The sequence below is a fragment of the Botrimarina sp. genome (genome assembly GCF_040219535.1).
In the GTDB taxonomy this organism is placed as follows: Bacteria; Planctomycetota; Planctomycetia; order Pirellulales; family Lacipirellulaceae; genus Botrimarina.
Map to the genome: position 1 here is coordinate 92,535 of NZ_JAVJSH010000024.1, position 14,805 is coordinate 107,339.

10 protein-coding genes are annotated in these 14,805 nt (G+C 71.2%); 1 reads left to right on the top strand and 9 read right to left on the bottom strand.

All coding sequences use genetic code 11. The features are described 5' to 3' along the window. Positions 1-6: 6 nt before the first annotated feature. Genes RIC11_RS14260 through RIC11_RS14270 form a run of 3 tightly spaced genes read right to left on the bottom strand, consistent with a single transcriptional unit; the run spans position 7 to position 5,272 of the window. Positions 7-1,476, bottom strand: coding sequence for a polysaccharide lyase 6 family protein (locus RIC11_RS14260; RefSeq protein WP_350212429.1), 1,470 nt, complete (start codon positions 1,474-1,476; stop codon positions 7-9). Positions 1,477-1,525: 49 nt separating this feature from the next. Beyond that, entirely contained in the window at positions 1,526-2,446 is a 921-nt protein-coding gene (locus RIC11_RS14265; RefSeq protein ID WP_350212431.1) for a sugar phosphate isomerase/epimerase family protein, read from the bottom strand. Between the two features lie 45 nt (positions 2,447-2,491). Continuing rightward, the gene (locus RIC11_RS14270) at positions 2,492-5,272 is read right to left on the bottom strand and encodes a hypothetical protein (protein ID WP_350212433.1); all 2,781 of its coding nucleotides are present in this window, start codon (positions 5,270-5,272) and stop codon (positions 2,492-2,494) included. Positions 5,273-5,576: 304 nt separating this feature from the next. Here RIC11_RS14270 and RIC11_RS14275 point away from each other — a divergent pair, with 304 nt between their 5' ends. Further along, on the top strand, positions 5,577-6,740 hold the full coding sequence (locus tag RIC11_RS14275) for a XylR family transcriptional regulator (RefSeq protein ID WP_350212435.1): 1,164 nt from the start codon (positions 5,577-5,579) through the stop codon (positions 6,738-6,740). A 43-nt stretch (positions 6,741-6,783) separates the two neighbouring features. Here RIC11_RS14275 and RIC11_RS14280 read toward each other — a convergent pair whose 3' ends face one another. From RIC11_RS14280 to RIC11_RS14305, 6 genes are read right to left on the bottom strand one after another with little or no spacing between them, the layout of a single operon-like run. Next, entirely contained in the window at positions 6,784-8,022 is a 1,239-nt protein-coding gene (locus RIC11_RS14280) for an alginate lyase family protein (protein WP_350212437.1), read from the bottom strand. An 8-nt stretch (positions 8,023-8,030) separates the two neighbouring features. Then, on the bottom strand, positions 8,031-9,533 hold the full coding sequence (locus tag RIC11_RS14285; protein WP_350212439.1) for an enolase C-terminal domain-like protein: 1,503 nt from the start codon (positions 9,531-9,533) through the stop codon (positions 8,031-8,033). Positions 9,534-9,579: 46 nt separating this feature from the next. After that, the gene (locus RIC11_RS14290; protein ID WP_350212441.1) at positions 9,580-10,944 is read right to left on the bottom strand and encodes a Gfo/Idh/MocA family protein; all 1,365 of its coding nucleotides are present in this window, start codon (positions 10,942-10,944) and stop codon (positions 9,580-9,582) included. Positions 10,945-10,961: 17 nt separating this feature from the next. Next, a complete protein-coding gene (locus tag RIC11_RS14295) occupies positions 10,962-13,220 on the bottom strand; it encodes a chondroitinase-B domain-containing protein (RefSeq protein ID WP_350212443.1) in 2,259 nt (752 codons plus the stop codon). Positions 13,221-13,228: 8 nt separating this feature from the next. After that, entirely contained in the window at positions 13,229-13,669 is a 441-nt protein-coding gene (locus tag RIC11_RS14300; RefSeq protein WP_350212445.1) for a hypothetical protein, read from the bottom strand. A gap of 54 nt (positions 13,670-13,723) precedes the next feature. After that, positions 13,724-14,761: a DUF1559 family PulG-like putative transporter gene (locus RIC11_RS14305; protein ID WP_350212447.1), complete on the bottom strand. Its 1,038-nt coding sequence runs from the start codon at positions 14,759-14,761 to the stop codon at positions 13,724-13,726. Between the last annotated feature and the right edge of the window lie 44 nt (positions 14,762-14,805).

Consider the following 14,805-nt stretch of genomic DNA (forward strand, 5'->3'; position numbering starts at 1 on the left):
GGAGGCTCAGCTCGCCGCGTCGGGCTGCTTGCGGGACCAGGTCGGCCCCACCGCTTCGCGACCGATGGGGCCGTCGTCGTGCCGGTTCGGACGGAGCTCTTCGCAGCCGACGTCGGCCGGCGGCTCGCGGCGGTGGCCGAAGATGTCGTGCTCGGCCTCGACAATCGGGTCGGCCGCGTCGACGGCCGGGCTGCCCGGCTTGAGCCGCCAGAGCCCCTCGCTGTCGCGCCGGAGGCCGGCGTCGTCGATCGGCGTGAGGCCGTTGGCTTCGTGCGGCTCGGCTTCGGACTCGATCAGGTTGCCGCACCAAGAGAAGCCCTCGACCCGCGAACGCAGGTCGACCGGCGTGTGGCGCGACACGATCAGGTTGTTCGCGATGGTGCAGCCTTCCGGGACGGCCCGCGCGCGGACGTCGTCGTCGGCCAGGCCGACCACGAGGGTCTCCTCGCAGTCGACGAACGTGTTGTACGCGACCACCGCGCCGCGCACCGGGGCGTAGCCCTTCTGCGGGTCGTCGGCTTGGCCGCGCATGATCGACAGCGCGGCCCGGTGGTCGTCGCCGCGGAGGGCCGAGAAGTAGTTGTTCACGACCCGGTGCCCCTCGCCGGTGATACGCACCCCGCCCGAGCCGTCGGCCTCCTCGCCGAGGAACCAGTTCCCCTCGACACGGCAGCGGTCGCCGTGGCGCAGCGTCAGCGCGCCGGAGCAGCGGAGGAAGGCATTCGAGTCGTAGCGGTTCTCGCACGACTTGCTCGAGATGATCTCCGCCTCGCCGTTGCACTCGACGAACAAGTTGTGGTCGACACGCACCATCGCGCTCACTTGGCTGCTGCCGCTGTCCCCCACGCGGATGGTCTCGCCGCCGTTGCGGCCGAAGTCGGGGCGGGGGCCGAACAAGTTGTGGTCGATCCGGTGGCGCGCCGGGCCGTCGCCGAGGAAGACCGCCACGGTCGTCCCCTTCGTGGTCTTGCCCTCGATGCGGCAGTGGTCGATGCGGTTGTGCTCGCCGTACAGGGAGACCCACCGCGATTCGTCCGACGGGTCGCGCGGGTTGCAGTCGACGAGCACGCAGTCGGTCAGCCGGCACCGCCGCGCCAGCCGCTTGGAGTCTTCGCGGAACACGACGAGGTGATCGCCGTTGAACGCGCGGTCGAACACCAGCCCGCTCACCACCGCGTGCTCCCCCCCGATGCGGAGGCGCGACTCCCCGCGGACGACGACGCCGCCGGGGGTCTCTGCGCGGAGCACCACGGGGCGCTCGGCGGTCCCCTCGGCGGTGAACAGGATGTCGGCCCGCTGGTAGACGCCGTCGCGCAGCACGATCTCGTCGCCCGGCGCCGCTTCGCCGGACAGGCGCTGGACCTCGGCCGGGTCGTCGGTGAGGAGCTCCCGCGCCGAGCAGGCCGCGGCGGTCGCCAGCAGCGCGCTCGCCAGGCCGACGCGCCCCACGGTTTGCGGAACTCGTGAGTGAGGCATACTTGATCTAGCCGGGGCAAGGACTACCAGACTCCACAGACGCGCGGCGTCACGCCCAGCCGAGCCACTGGCGGAGCGTGGCGAAGTCGCGGCGGAGGGCCTCGGTGTTCTCGTCGGCGTCGCCTTGCTTGAGGTACTCCACGTGCAGCGAGATCGGGCAGTCGATGCCGGAGTCTTGGTGCATGGCGACGAACCGCTTGTCGACCCGCCCCTCGCCCAGCGGCACGTGCTCGGGCTTCTCGCCGTCCCACACGAAGTCCTTCACGAAGACCGCGCCGATGTGCGGCTTCGTCGCGTCGTAGTCGAGCGGCCAAGAGAGACCCCCCTCGACCGTGGCGTGGCGGATGTCGAACGCCGAGCCGATCTGCTCCTTCGGGATCCCCTCAAGAAGATAACGCAGGTCCCACAGCGGCGCGCCGACGAAGTCGGCGCCGCAGTGGTTCTGGTACACGGCCGTCATGCCCAGCTCCTTGTTGAGCGCGGCCAGCTCCTTGAACCGCGGCCGCAGCTCGTCGAGTTGCTCGCGCACGCCGCGCTTCTTGTCGTAGCGGTGGAAGCCCATGCGGTACTTCGTCAGACCGAGCGACGCGCCGGTCCGCAGCACGTCCTCGGTGTAGGGTTGATCGACGCCGAGCACGTCGGTCGTCATGATGGTGATGTCGAGGCCGTGCTCTTTCAGGGCCTCGAGCTGCCGCGGCAGGTCGTCTTTGACCCGCTCGGGCAGCACGTGGCCGCCGCGCCGGACCGTCGACTCGACGCCGTCAAAGCCGATGTCGGCGATGCGCCGAGCCATCTCTTCGTAGCTGAGCGACTGCAGGAACTTGATGAACGCGCACACGGGCGGCTTGGCCGCGGAGTGCGACGCCGCGAGCGCGCGGCCCGGCGCGACGCAAGCGGCGGCCGCGGCCGCGCCGGCCGCGCCGATGAACGTGCGGCGGTCGAGTGACGGAGCGAGGCGGTGCTGGTCCATAGCGAGGGTCCCTGTGGTCGGTTGAGCGGTGAAGGTTTTGGTCGGTCAGGCGTCGGGGCGGCGGCCGGTCACCGACGCCGTCGCGGCGCCTAGCAGCAGGGCGAAGGCGCCGGGCTCGGGGACGGCAGGCGGGGGGACGGCAGGCGAGGGGGCCGACGCGGCGCCGTACGACGCGGCCCACGCCGCGTAGTCGCCGGGGCCGATCTGCCCGTCGTTGTCGCCGTCGGCGGCCAGGTCGGTTGTGGACCCGAGCGTGTCGCGCCAGAGGGTGTAGTCGGCCGCGTCAACACGGCCGTCGGCGTTGTAGTCGCCGGTGAGGACCACGCTGGCGAGGAGGCTGTTTTGGCTCTGCTCGTAGGTCCACCGGAGGCCCCCGCCGAGCGTCGGCAGCGACACCGAGTCGAACGCGCCACCGAGCGCGCCGCCGGCCCTGAGCAGCTCGAACTCGTCGCCTGCGGCGGGCGTGTAGCCGTCGGCCATCAGCAGCCGGAGGTCGCCGTCGAGCAGCGCGGCGCCGCCGACGCTCAGCGCGCCGCCGCCGGACGGGCCGACCTCCACGAGCAGCGCCCCCTCGGGAGACTGCTCGTAGTCGCCGGTCACGTGGAGCCGCCCGCCCGAGTCGATCCGCAGCGCGCCGGCGTCCTCCCCGCCCACCGACAACGCGCCGACCGCGCCGACGTCGACCTCGACAAGAGCCACGCCCGCGCGGATCGAGACCGACTCCGCCAGCAGCGGCTCGCGCGGCGTGGCGACCGTCACCGTGTAGAGCGCCCAGTCGACGCCGACATCGTCGTTCAGCTGCACGTTGACCGAGCCGGCCTGCAAGTGTTCGAGCGAGCTCCCCAGGTCGACCACCCCGACGAAGGGGGCCGAGTCGCTGATCTGGTCGGCCCAGCCGAGGTCGCTCAGCGAGCGGCGGTTCTCCGGCGCACTGTTGAACAGGCGGAGGAAATCGGTGTCGACCACGCCGCCGGACTTCTGCAGCGCCAGCGCGAGGCTGCCGTGCACGACGCGTTCGCCCGGGTCGAGCACGTGCTCGATTGTGAAGGCGACGTTCGTGTTGCCCGTCAGGTCGTCGAAGCCGACGACGGGCAGCGCCGAGCCCGACTCGATCGCCGCCCGCCAGGCGGGGTCGATCGGCGCGTCGTCGACGCTGAGCGCGCCGTCGGGCGTGAAGCCGTCGATGTCGCCGATGAGGTAGTCGCGCGACGAGACCGCGTACCGCCCCGGAGTGAGGCGCTCGGCCCACGCGTCGGGGTCGGACCAGGAGGCCTCTCCGCCGGCCCAGTGGAAATCGGCCACGTCGCTAGCGTCGGCGACCTGCGCTTCGTAGAGGCTGTCGATATCGACCCGCTCTGCGTGCGAGTCGACGTACCCCGACACGTGCGGCCCGAACGAGTTGTCGGGCAGCAGGTGGCCGGTGGAGCCGACGATCCAGTTCTGAGCCGTCGGCGGGTTCTGCACGATGTAGCTGGCCGCGGTCGAGTTCCAGATCACCATGTTTGCGCCGGCCCACCCGTGCCCGGTGCCGAAGTTGCCCCGGTTGCGGACGTTGATCTGGTGGCCGTCGACGATGATGTTGTCGAACAGCGACCCGGTGGCCCACCGTTGGTGCGGGCCGGAATCGCTCAGCGCGTCGTTCGCGACCGAGTCGTGGAACACGTGGGGGCCCGGCGGGCGGGTGCTGTTGTTGACGAAGTCGTGCCGCCCCTGGTTGGCCTCCGAGCCGGTGACCAGCTCGAGCTGGCCGCTGAGGTCGAACGTGTACCGCCGGCTGCCGGTGATCTGGCTCTTCGGCGACAGGTTCGTGACCCCGTCGACGGTGACCCACTTCGCGCCGGGGTGGCTGAGCACCGCGGAGCGAGCGAAGTGGGCGGAGGTCGTGTTGCGGACCCAGACGTGCTGCGCGTCGTCGATCGTGACGAAGTTCCACGAGTGGTTCTCGTCGGTCGCCGACGCGTACGACGACTCGGCCCGCAGGTTCTCCACGCCGACGTTCTCGATCCGCCCCGGCCACGAGTACTTGCGGATCGTGCCGCCGCCGTATTGCAGCTCGAACGAGTTGGCGAGCGGCGCGTCGACGAACACCCGGTCGCCTTCGATGCGGGTGATCACCCGGTCGTAGCGCAGGTCGAACGAGCCGGGCGCCCACTGGTGGACGGTCCCCCCGTCGGAGCGCGGCGGGATGCTGTCCATGCCGATGTCGGCGATCCACTCGGCCGTGCTGGGCCGCGTGACCCGCACGGTGTCGCCCACGGCGAACGTGGCCGTCGAGTCGACGCGGAAGCTCGTCGCGCCGACAGGGACCTTCTTGTCGATCATCCGGCCCGTGCCGCCGAAGAGCGATTGCGACCCCGAGCCGACGATCTGGATCAGGTCGCGCTGGCTCGTGCCGGTCGCGTGCAGCACGGTCCCTTGCTGGCTCTGCCCCGCGCCGCGCAGCACGACGCCGCTGGCGCGGATCCGGAGCTGGCCGCCGATCTGGTAGTCGCCCGCCGCCAGCTGCACCGCGCCGCGGAAGCCGTCCGGCCCGAGCGGCGCGGCGGCGACCTGGTCGATCGCCGCCTGGATCGCGGCCGTGTCGTCGCCGGCGGCGGGCGACACGAGCACGGTGGCGGGCACGGCGGGCAGGCTCTGCGTGCCGCCGCGGTAGCCGACGTCGGAGAAATCGAGCACGCGGTCGCCGTCGGCGTCCGACCGGTAGATCAGCCGGCCCGTCTGGCCCCGGTAGACCCACTCGCTCGTCGCGGCGGCTGCGGCCGATGCGCAGGCGAGCCCGCACAGCAGAGCGGGCGCCAGGCGCCGCCGCGGCGACAGTCTACTCATGGGGGCAAGCTAGTAGAGAGGCGAGCCGCGCTCGGCGGTCGATCGATCGGGGGTTGTCGGCCGCGAAAGGGGCCGGCGGCGGGCGCCGGCGGTCGTCCAGCCGCTCAACGAAAAGTGCCGTGGCGTCGATCGCCACGGAGTAGCGCCAACGGGGAACTATCCTGACGTTAATCGGCCTGGTTTCGCGTACAATCCGATTTTCCGGAGAGGGCGTCCGAATATCGGCATCGAACCGTTCGTGGCTCGCGGCGTCCGTTCGCCGGCGCCCGCCCGGATCGCGCTGCCCCTAGCTTCCCGCTGCCCGATGCGTGACACGCCGCACGTTGCGCTGTTGATCGAGACCTCGCGCGAGTACGGCCGCGGCCTGCTGCGGGGGGTGGCGCGGTACGTGCAGGAACACGGCCCCTGGTCGATCTTCTTCGAGCCGCACGGCCTGGACGACGCCCCGCCCGCGTGGCTCGCCGATTGGGATGGCGACGGCATCCTCGCGCGTGTCAACAGCGAGCGGACTGCCGACGCGATCCTCGAAACGGGCCTGCCGGCGGTCGACGTGCGGGGCGCGTTGCCGGACCACCGCCTGCCGTTTATCGGCGTGGACAACCGGCCCGTAGCCGAGATGGCCTTCAACCACCTGCGCGACTGCGGCATCCGCCACTACGGCTTCTGCGGCACGCCGCGCGGCGAAAACCCCAACCAGGACCTGCGGTGCGACTACTTTGTCCGCCTGGTCGCCGAGCAAGGCCGCGACTGCCACACGTGGCTGGGCGAGCAGACGAGCCAACGCACCACCAGCTGGGAAGACCAGCAACAGCAGCTCGCCGCTTGGCTGAGCGAGCTGCCGCTGCCGATCGGCATCATGACCTGCCACGACGACCGCGGCCAACAGGTGCTCGACGCGTGCCGCCGCGCGGGCCTGGCGGTGCCGGACGAGGTGGCCGTGATCGGCGTCGACAACGACCCCTACCTGTGCAACCTGAGCACGCCGCCGCTGACGAGCATCGACGTCAACCCGAGCCTGATCGGCTACGAGTCGGCCGCGCTGTTGAGCCGCCTGATGGCCGGCGGGCGGGCGGAGCGCGACGCCACGCTGCTCGGCCCGCCGAGGGGCATCGCTCCGCGGCGGTCGACCGACACGCTCGCCATCGACGACGAGGAGGTGGCGGCGGCGATCCGCTTCGTGCGTGAAAACGCAACGCAGGGCCTCCGTGTGACCGACGTGATCCAGCGCGCCGCCCGCGCGCCCAGCACGCTCGAACGACGGGTCAAGCGCGCGCTGGGGCGGACGATCAAGGCCGAGATCACGCGCGTGCAGATGGCCCGCGCGAAGCTGCTCTTGAGCGAGACCGAGCAGCCGATCGCGGCTATCGCCCGCAGGGCCGGCTTCGGCGAGCCAAAGTACTTCAGCGAGGTGTTCCGCAGGCACGAGGGGGTGACCCCCTCGCAGTTCCGCAGCGGTTTCCGGGACTAACCGTCGGGGGCTCATTACGTCGGGCGCTAATTTTGTCGGGCGCCTAGTCCTCCTCGACACTCGCTTCGCTCGCCTGCGCGGCGAACATCAGCGGCGCCAGGTGGCGCCCGTCGTAGCGCGTGGGCGCGCGGGCGAGCAGCTCGAGGTACCTCGGCTCCTGGAGGCGCGTGGCGGCCAGGTAGAACAGTTGCGACTGCCGGTCCGAGACGGCGAACGGCCCCAAACGAGGGTGCGGCCACGCCGACTGGTCCACCAGGTGGGGCGCCGCGTAGTCGAGGGCGCCGCGGAGGCTGCCGCCGCCCGGCGCGGTGTGGCCCCACAGGTCGACCCCCACGTGCTCGCCCACGCGCGCGGCGACCGCGTACGCGGACAACGCGAACAGCGAGTAGTGCAGCGATTTGGTCCGCTCGAGCTCCTCGGGCTGCCGCCCGTCGGCGGCGACGCCCGCCGCGAGCCGCTCGTCGCGGACGCGGCGGACGATCGACTCGGCCACCTGGGGGCGGCCGACAAACAACGCGATCGCCGACGCCTGCGCGTCGTACCACACGCCGTGGTTGTTGTCGGCGTTGCGTTCGTGCTCGCCGATGGCGCTCGTGTCGAGCCAGCCGAGGTAGTCGCGGAACCAGTCTTTGAGTTGATCTGTCTCGCCGTCGGCGATCTGGTCGCACGCCCGCAACAGAGCGACCGAGTCGATCACCCGGACGAAGTGCCGCGTGTCGATGATGCCCGGGCCCCGCCCCTCGGAGCGGCCGGGCACGGCCTGGCCGAAGTTCAGGTTCGGGTACATCCGGGTGTCAGGGTCGAGGAACCACACGCGGACCAGCTCGGCCGCGTGCGGCCCGTAGCGCTCGGCGTCGAGCAGGTACGCGGCCAGAGCGAGCGCCTCCAGGTCGTCGTACAACGCGCCGATGCGGTTGCGGTCGCCGCGTGCGATGAGCTCGCGGTTGACGACCCCGTCGCGCCGCACGTAGGGGAGGCCGTTGGGCGTGTCGGGGTTGGGCCACCAGTAGCGGCTGAAGCTCATGTAGTCGTGCTTGTCGCCGCTGGGCGGGGTGAGGTCCTTGTCCATCACGGAGTAGGGCCCGCGCTCTAGGGCGCTGTCCGCTTCGCGGCGCAGCGCCGCGAGGGCCTGGCCGACACCCGGCCCGGCCGCAGCGCCGCTCTCGCGCACGCGCAGCAAGTGGCCGCCTTCCCAGACGATCGTGTCCGGCGCGGCGGCGGTCGCCAGACCGGCCGCCGACGCGGCGGCGACAAACAAGGCGGAGCGAACGATGGGAAACAAGGGGCCTCCTACTGGTCTGGCGGGGCGCCGTAGCTCCCCGCGCACGGTGGCAGCTCGCGGCCGATCTCGGCGACGCGGTAGCCGAAGCCCGGGCCGCGGAGCGTGCCGAGGTCGACCACGCCGCCGCGGCGCTCGTACAGCCCGGGGTGCACCCGGGCCTCGTCGGCCGACGCGTCGGGGTAGAACTGCGAGGCGTTCGTCTCGACGCCCATCAGCGTGTCGCTGTGGGCAGCCAGCAGCACGTGCGGGATCTGTGCGAGCATCGGGTTGGTCAGGTCCTGGACCATCACGCCCATGCCGTGGGCCTTGGCCCAACAGAGCGACAGCACCGCGCCGGTCAGCGTCTTGCAGGTCTTTAGCGCGACTCCCGTCCAGCCGAGCGATTTGCCGAGCCGCACCAGCCGCCAGTTGTGGGCGCTCTCGTCCATCAGCAACAGCTTGCGGCGCGAGACCTCGTGCACGTCGATCTGGTTCGCCTCCAGGTCGTACGGGAAAGGCTGCTCGATGTAGAGCACGTCCTCATAGATCGCCGGGCGCTCGCGCCGGAGGCGGTCGAGGATGTCGACCACGTACCGCGGGTCGGTGACCGTGCAGTTGAAGTCGGCGGTCAGCGCTTCGACGCCGGCAGCGGCGGCGATCTCTCCGATCCGCACGAGCCGCCGGTAGTCCCAAGCGGCGTCGGTCCCGCGGAGCTTGATCTTTAGGCACTTCAGCCCGTCGCGGGCGATCCAGTCGCCGAGCACGACCGGGCGGCCGTCGTCGGGCTCGTCGCCGGTGAGTTCGCCCCGGTCGAGCGGGTCGAGCCCCCCGACCAAATGCCAAGCGACGAGCGTGTCGGGCCGCGGGCGGGCGAGGTAATCGCTCGGCCGCTGGCCTCGGAAATCGACGCCCGAGCCCGGTTCTGGCGTCAGGTACTCGCCGAGGTCGATGGCGAGGAACCGGTCGTCGAAGGCCTCGAAGACCGGCGTCTCGTGGAGCTGGCCGTACGCGTCGTACGTGGCGATGTCCAGCGGCGAGCAACAGGCCAGCGCGGCGAGCAGCGGCATCGGCTCGGCGCCCGCGCGCCGGGCGTTGAACTCGCGCAGCGCGGAGGGCAGCACGTCGGTCTGGAAAGCGTGGCCGATCTCCAAGGGGTGCCCCTCGCGGGCGAAGCCGGCCCAACGCTCCGCGAGGCGCAGGCAGAAGGCCTGCAGCGCGTCGTGTCGCTCGGCGTAGGGCAGGGGGGAGGGCCACAGCCACTGCACGCTGAGCGGGGTCTCGCCCCATCCCGACGCGGTCCGGCCGTGCCGGTCGGCCACGGTGACCCTCGCCCGCGCGCAGGTGACCGACGTGAGCGTCTCCGCCCCGAACTTGAGCGGCACCCGCGTCGCGACCGGCAGGAAGTAAACCTCCGCGCCCACGGGGCGGGCGTCGTGCGCGGCCGCGCGGCCGGACGCCCCGCGCAGAGCGCGCTGGGGGCGGCGGCGCGCGTCGAGCGTCTTGCCGGGTGGCTCGGGGGGCGGTGGGGTCACGATTCTTGTTGCGGGGTCGGGTGGCGTTCGGGCGGTCTAGGGCGGCTCAGACGCTCTCCAGCCGCCAGGGCGCGCGGCGCTCGCGCTCGAGGTGGCCGTTCGCCTCTTCGGCGCGGTCGCCCACGAACCGCTCCGCCTGCGGGTCCCAGCGGAGCTTCGCTTCCATCGCGACCGCGATGTTCCCCAGGTGGCAGATCGACGCGCTGCGGTGGCCGACCTCGACCGGCGCGTTGGGCTCTTCGCGCGACTTCACACAATCGAGGAAGTTGCGCACGTGGTCGCCGGCCGAGTGGTACTTGACCCGCTTGGCGAGCTTCTCGGGCGTGAGCGAGCGTGGGATCACCATGGCGTTCTGGCCTTGGCTGTCGACGTTCACGACGCCATCGTCGCCGTAGAAGGTGGTGCGGACGGCCGGCGAGCCGGTCGCGCACTCCAACACCGTCCCGTCCTCGTACTTGCAGCGGAACATCAGGTAGGTCGCCGCGTCGAACAGGCTCCCTTCCGGCAAATAATCGGCGTACTCGTGCTCGATCTCGACGGGCCCCGTGCCGTCCGTCCCGAGGCCCCATTGGGCCAGGTCGATGGAGTGGGCGCCGAAGTTCGTGGTCTGGCCGCCGGCGTAGTCGGTGATGAAGCGGAAGTTGTACAGGCAGCGGTCCGGGTGGTACGGCGCGTCGGGGGCGGGGCCGAGCCACGTGTCGTAATCGAAGCCGGCCGGCGGCTGGCTCGCCTGCCACCCCGGCGGCGGGCTCTGCTTGTTGTGCCGGCCGATGTGGCACACGACCCTGCGGACCCGGCCGATCTTGCCTTCGCGGACCAGCGAGCAAGCGGCCTCGGCGTAGGGGTTCGAGCGCTCGTGCGAGCCGGTCTGCAAGATACGCCCGTTCTCTCGCACCGCGCGGATCATCGCTTGCTGGCCTGTGATCGTGAGGCCGAGCGGCTTCTCGCAGTAGATGTCTTTCTTCGCCTTCGCGGCCGCGATGGTGATCAGGTCGTGCCAGTGGTCGGGCACGACGACGACGACCGCGTCGACATCGTCGCGGGCGATGACCTCGCGGAAATCGCGGTGCTTGCCGACCGACTTGGCGCGGTCTCCGACCATCTGCTTCAGCAGGTCGGCGGCGGGGTCGAGGCCGCGCACGTCGCTGGGGTTCTTGTAGTTGTCGCTCCCCTGGTTCACGTCGCAGAGGGCGACCACTTCGCAGTCGGGCTGCTTCGCGAACAGCTTCAAATCGAGGAAGCCCTGGTTGCCCGTGCCGATGATCGCCACCGCCAGGCGGTTGCTCGGCGCGCTGGCGCCGAAAACCGTCGACGGCACGATGTACGGCGCGGCCGCGGCGGCGGCGGTAGAGGCCTTCAAGAACCGGCGGCGCGTCACCGACGCGCGGGAAGATTCGTTGGCGGATTTCATCGGAGCCTCGGAGGGGTTTAGCGTGGGGCTCGGCGAGAGCGGGAAAGTGGACACAGGGCGGCAAGGAGCGTCGCCCCGAGGGGCAAGGCGGCCGGCTCCGGCGCGGTCGCGCCGGGGCGCCGAGCGGCGCCACCGTAAGCGGTGAGCCAGACGCCGTAGTCGTCCGGGTCGACCGAGCCGTCGGCGTCCGCGTCGGCGGCCAGGCCGGGCCCGGTCTGGCCGAGCGTGTCGCGCCAAACGGGGTAGTCGGCCGCGTCGACCGCGCCGTCGGCGTTGAAGTCGCCCGCCAGGGGGGCGAACAGCGCGTCGAGCTCCGCGTCGGTGAGCGCCGCGTCGAGGCTCAGCACGATCGCGTCGAGCTCGGCGTCGTGCTCGCGCATGCCGATGCGGAGCTCGAGCGGCACGCCGAGGTGCGCCTCGCCGATGGCGAACGCCGAAGCGCCGCGGCGCCACCCGAACCGGCCGTCGTCGGACAAGCCCAGGTTCTGGTCGGGATCAACGCCCAACGTGCTCGGCGCGAAGAGGCTGTCGCTCGAGCTGTCGAAGCCCCGCGCGCGGTAGTACGCGGTGTACTCGCCCGCCACGCTCAACTCGACCTCGTAGGCGGCGATCGCGTCGTGCGGCTCGGCCGGCAGGTCGACCCGGTCGCCGCCGGGCGCGCGGATCGCGAGGCCGCCTAGCGCGTCGGGCGTGGCGACGACGGACCACACGGCGCCGTTGCCGTCGGGGTCGAGCAGTTGGTCGTAGGCCTCCGCTTGCAGCGCGCACCCGCCCGGGCCGCAGCCGCGGCCGCCGGGCTCGGGACGGGCGAACCAGTCGGGGCCGACGTCGCGCTCTTCGAGCGGCTTGCGGACCATGACGGCGTCGCTCAGCTCGTCGGCGCCGATGTCGCTCAGCCCGATGCGAGGCTGGCCGTCGAAGTCGATCGGCGCGACGTGCGTGTAGCCGCTCGCGGCCGCGTCGACAGCCGGGCTGTCGGGCGAAAGCCGGAACAGGCCGTCGGAGCCGACGACCATCTGCGGGTCGGCGACGGTCACGCCGGGCTCGCCGGCAAGCGGCCCGAGCGATTGGCCGAACGCGAGGTTGCCTTCCCACAGCCAGCCGTCGCCCTGCTGCCCCTCGAACAAGGGGCTCTGGTTGCTCCAGAAGAGGTTGTTGGCGAGCGTCACGTTCTGGGCGGTCAGCGTGCGGCCGCTCGAGCCCAGTCCGCTCGAGAGCGCGACCGCCGCGCCGCGTACGCCCACGACCGTGTTGTGCGCGACGAGCGCGTCGCGCACCTGGTAGTAGCCGCTGAGCGGCGAGTCGGGCACGCCCGCGGTGATCGAGATCGCGCCGTCGGCGCGGTCGTCGAGGTTGCTGAAGTAGTTGTTGACGAGCGTCTGCCGCTCGCCGATCACCCGCACCCCGCCCGAGCCGTCCTTGCCCTGCCCGAGGAAGAAGTTGCCCTCGACGAGGTTGCCGTCGCCGTGGCGGAGGGTCAGCGTGCCGGCCGATTCGCGGAACGTGTTGTAGCGGAACGCGTTCGCGCCGGATTTGTTGGAGATGATCTCGATCTCGCCGTCGACGCGCTCGAACAGGTTGTTCTCGACCACGGTGTGCGAGTCGCTCAGCGAGCGGTCGCTCGTGCCGATGCGGATCGTCTCGAAGCCGTTGCCGTTGCCCTCGGGGCGGTCGCCGAAGTAGTTGTGGTCGATCTGGTGGAAGTCGGGCGTGTCGGCGTCGCGCCACACCGTGACGGTCACGCCGGAGTGGGCCTGGCCGGTGAAGCGGTTGTGGTCGACGCGGTTCGACTGCCCGTAGAGCGAGACCCAGAAGTAGCGTGTGCCGATGTCGGCCGGGTTGTAGCTGGCGATCGCCGAATTGGTGAGCCGCGAGTTGGTCGCCGGGCCGCGCGAGCCGCGGAACTCGACCACGTGCCCGCCCGACAGCGCGCCCCCCTCGAAACGCAGCCCGTCGGCCACCAGCGAGTCGCCGGAGATGCTCAGCGTGGAGCGGCCGGTGAGCACCACGCCGCCGGGCGTTTGGGGGCGGAGGGTGATCGGCGCGCCGGGGGCGCCGTCGCCGGCGAAGTCGATGCGCTGGTCGGTCCAGACGCCGTTGGCCATGACGAGCGTGTCTCCAGGTTGGGCCGACGACATGGCGGCCGACACGTCGGCCGCGCTGGTCACCAGGAACTCCGCCCCCCGCGCCGCGGCAGCCGACACCAAGGCCACACCGGCCCAGAGGGCGGCGCAGAGGGCAACGCGCAGCGCGGCGGCGGCGGGGCCTCGGGGCATGGCGGGGGTCACTCGCTCGGACCCTGTTCGCCGTCCCGGGTGAGCTCGATCACGACCGAGTCGTCGGGCTCGGTCACCGTGTAGGTCAGGCCGGAGGTGCGGAAGTCGGCGTATTTCTTCGGGGCGTGCCACACGAGCTTGCCGTCCTTCATCTGGCGCGCGGCGACCGTCACACGGTGCTCGCCGAGGATGGCGCCGTCGCCCGGCTCGTAGCAGGTCAGCTCGAAGCGGCCTTGGGGGTCGATCTTGCCGCTTGCCGCGCGGCCGTCGCCGGGCACGAAGCTGATGTTGCCGTACGGGACGGGCTCGCCGTCGATCAACACCGTGCCGGAGATCGGCACGCGTCGCGGCCGGCTGTCGCAGCCCACGGCGTCGGCCAGCGCGGCGGCGAAGAGCAACGCCAGCGGCAGGCTAGCAAGACCGTTCGTGGGACGCGGCGGCTGGGGCATCGCTCCGGAGGGCCTACTCGGCCAGGTGGGGGACATCGCGATCGGCGTCGCTGTTCAGTAACGCTTGTTGCGGCGGGTCTCTTCGTCGATCGCGTCGCGTTCGGCGGGCGTGCCGGCGATCGTCGAGAGGTTCTGGTAGGTGTCCAGGTCGATGTCGTCGGTCAAGAACTCGACGTGGCCGTCCAGGTACGAGAAGTACGCCCCGCCCGGGTGCCGGCTGGCGAACGCGCCGTTGACCTCGGCGTCGTTGGTGCCGACCGCGAGCGCGGCGACGCCCGGCAGCGTGTTGAGCGGCACGTCGGTCACGCGGAAACAGTCGGCGTACCGCAGCACGTAGCTCCAAATGTTCGAGCTCTTGACCGTGTGGCCGTCGATGATCTCGCCGATCGAGAGGGTCTTCGACGTGCCGTCGGTGACCTCGGGGATCTCCACGGTGTTCCAGTACAAGTGCGGCCCCGAGTTCATCGCCTTGGTCATGTAGAAGTTGACGGGGCTCGGGTTGTTCGGCCCGCGGTGGCCGCCGCAGAACGCGTAGGTTCCGGTCGCGGGCGGCGTTGCCCAGTTGGAGAACCGCCGCGGTCGGTTGGGGTCGTCGGGGTCGGGCTCACCGTCCGGGATGGCGAGCGTCTGGCTCGACGCGCACACGAACGCGTCGGGCCGCTGCGACAGCAAACGCATCCGTTCGTCGGTCGCCCAGAACGCTCCGAACATGCCGGCGGGCCAGAGGCCGTTCTTGTCGAAGGGCTCCAGGCCGTCGAACAGCGCTTGCTCTTCGATGAACGGCAACAGCAAGACAAACCCGCTGGCGCCGGAACGCTCGACCGGCGTGCGGAGGTGGTCGACCATCGACGAGTCGGTGCTGTCCGGCCCGATCCGCGCGGGGGGCAGCTCGCCGTACACGCCCTCGTAGTTCAGCGCGGCGAGGCTGAGTTGTTTGAGGTTGTTTCCGCACGACATCCGCCGGGCCGACTCGCGCGCGGCTTGGACCGCGGGCAACAGCAGCGCGACCAGGATGCCGATGATGGCGATCACCACCAGCAGTTCCACCAGCGTGAAACCACCTGAGCGTCGCGCCTTTTCAACCAGATACATCGCTGCCTCCTTGGGGCGCTGGGGGCGCCCGGCCGAGAAACTCG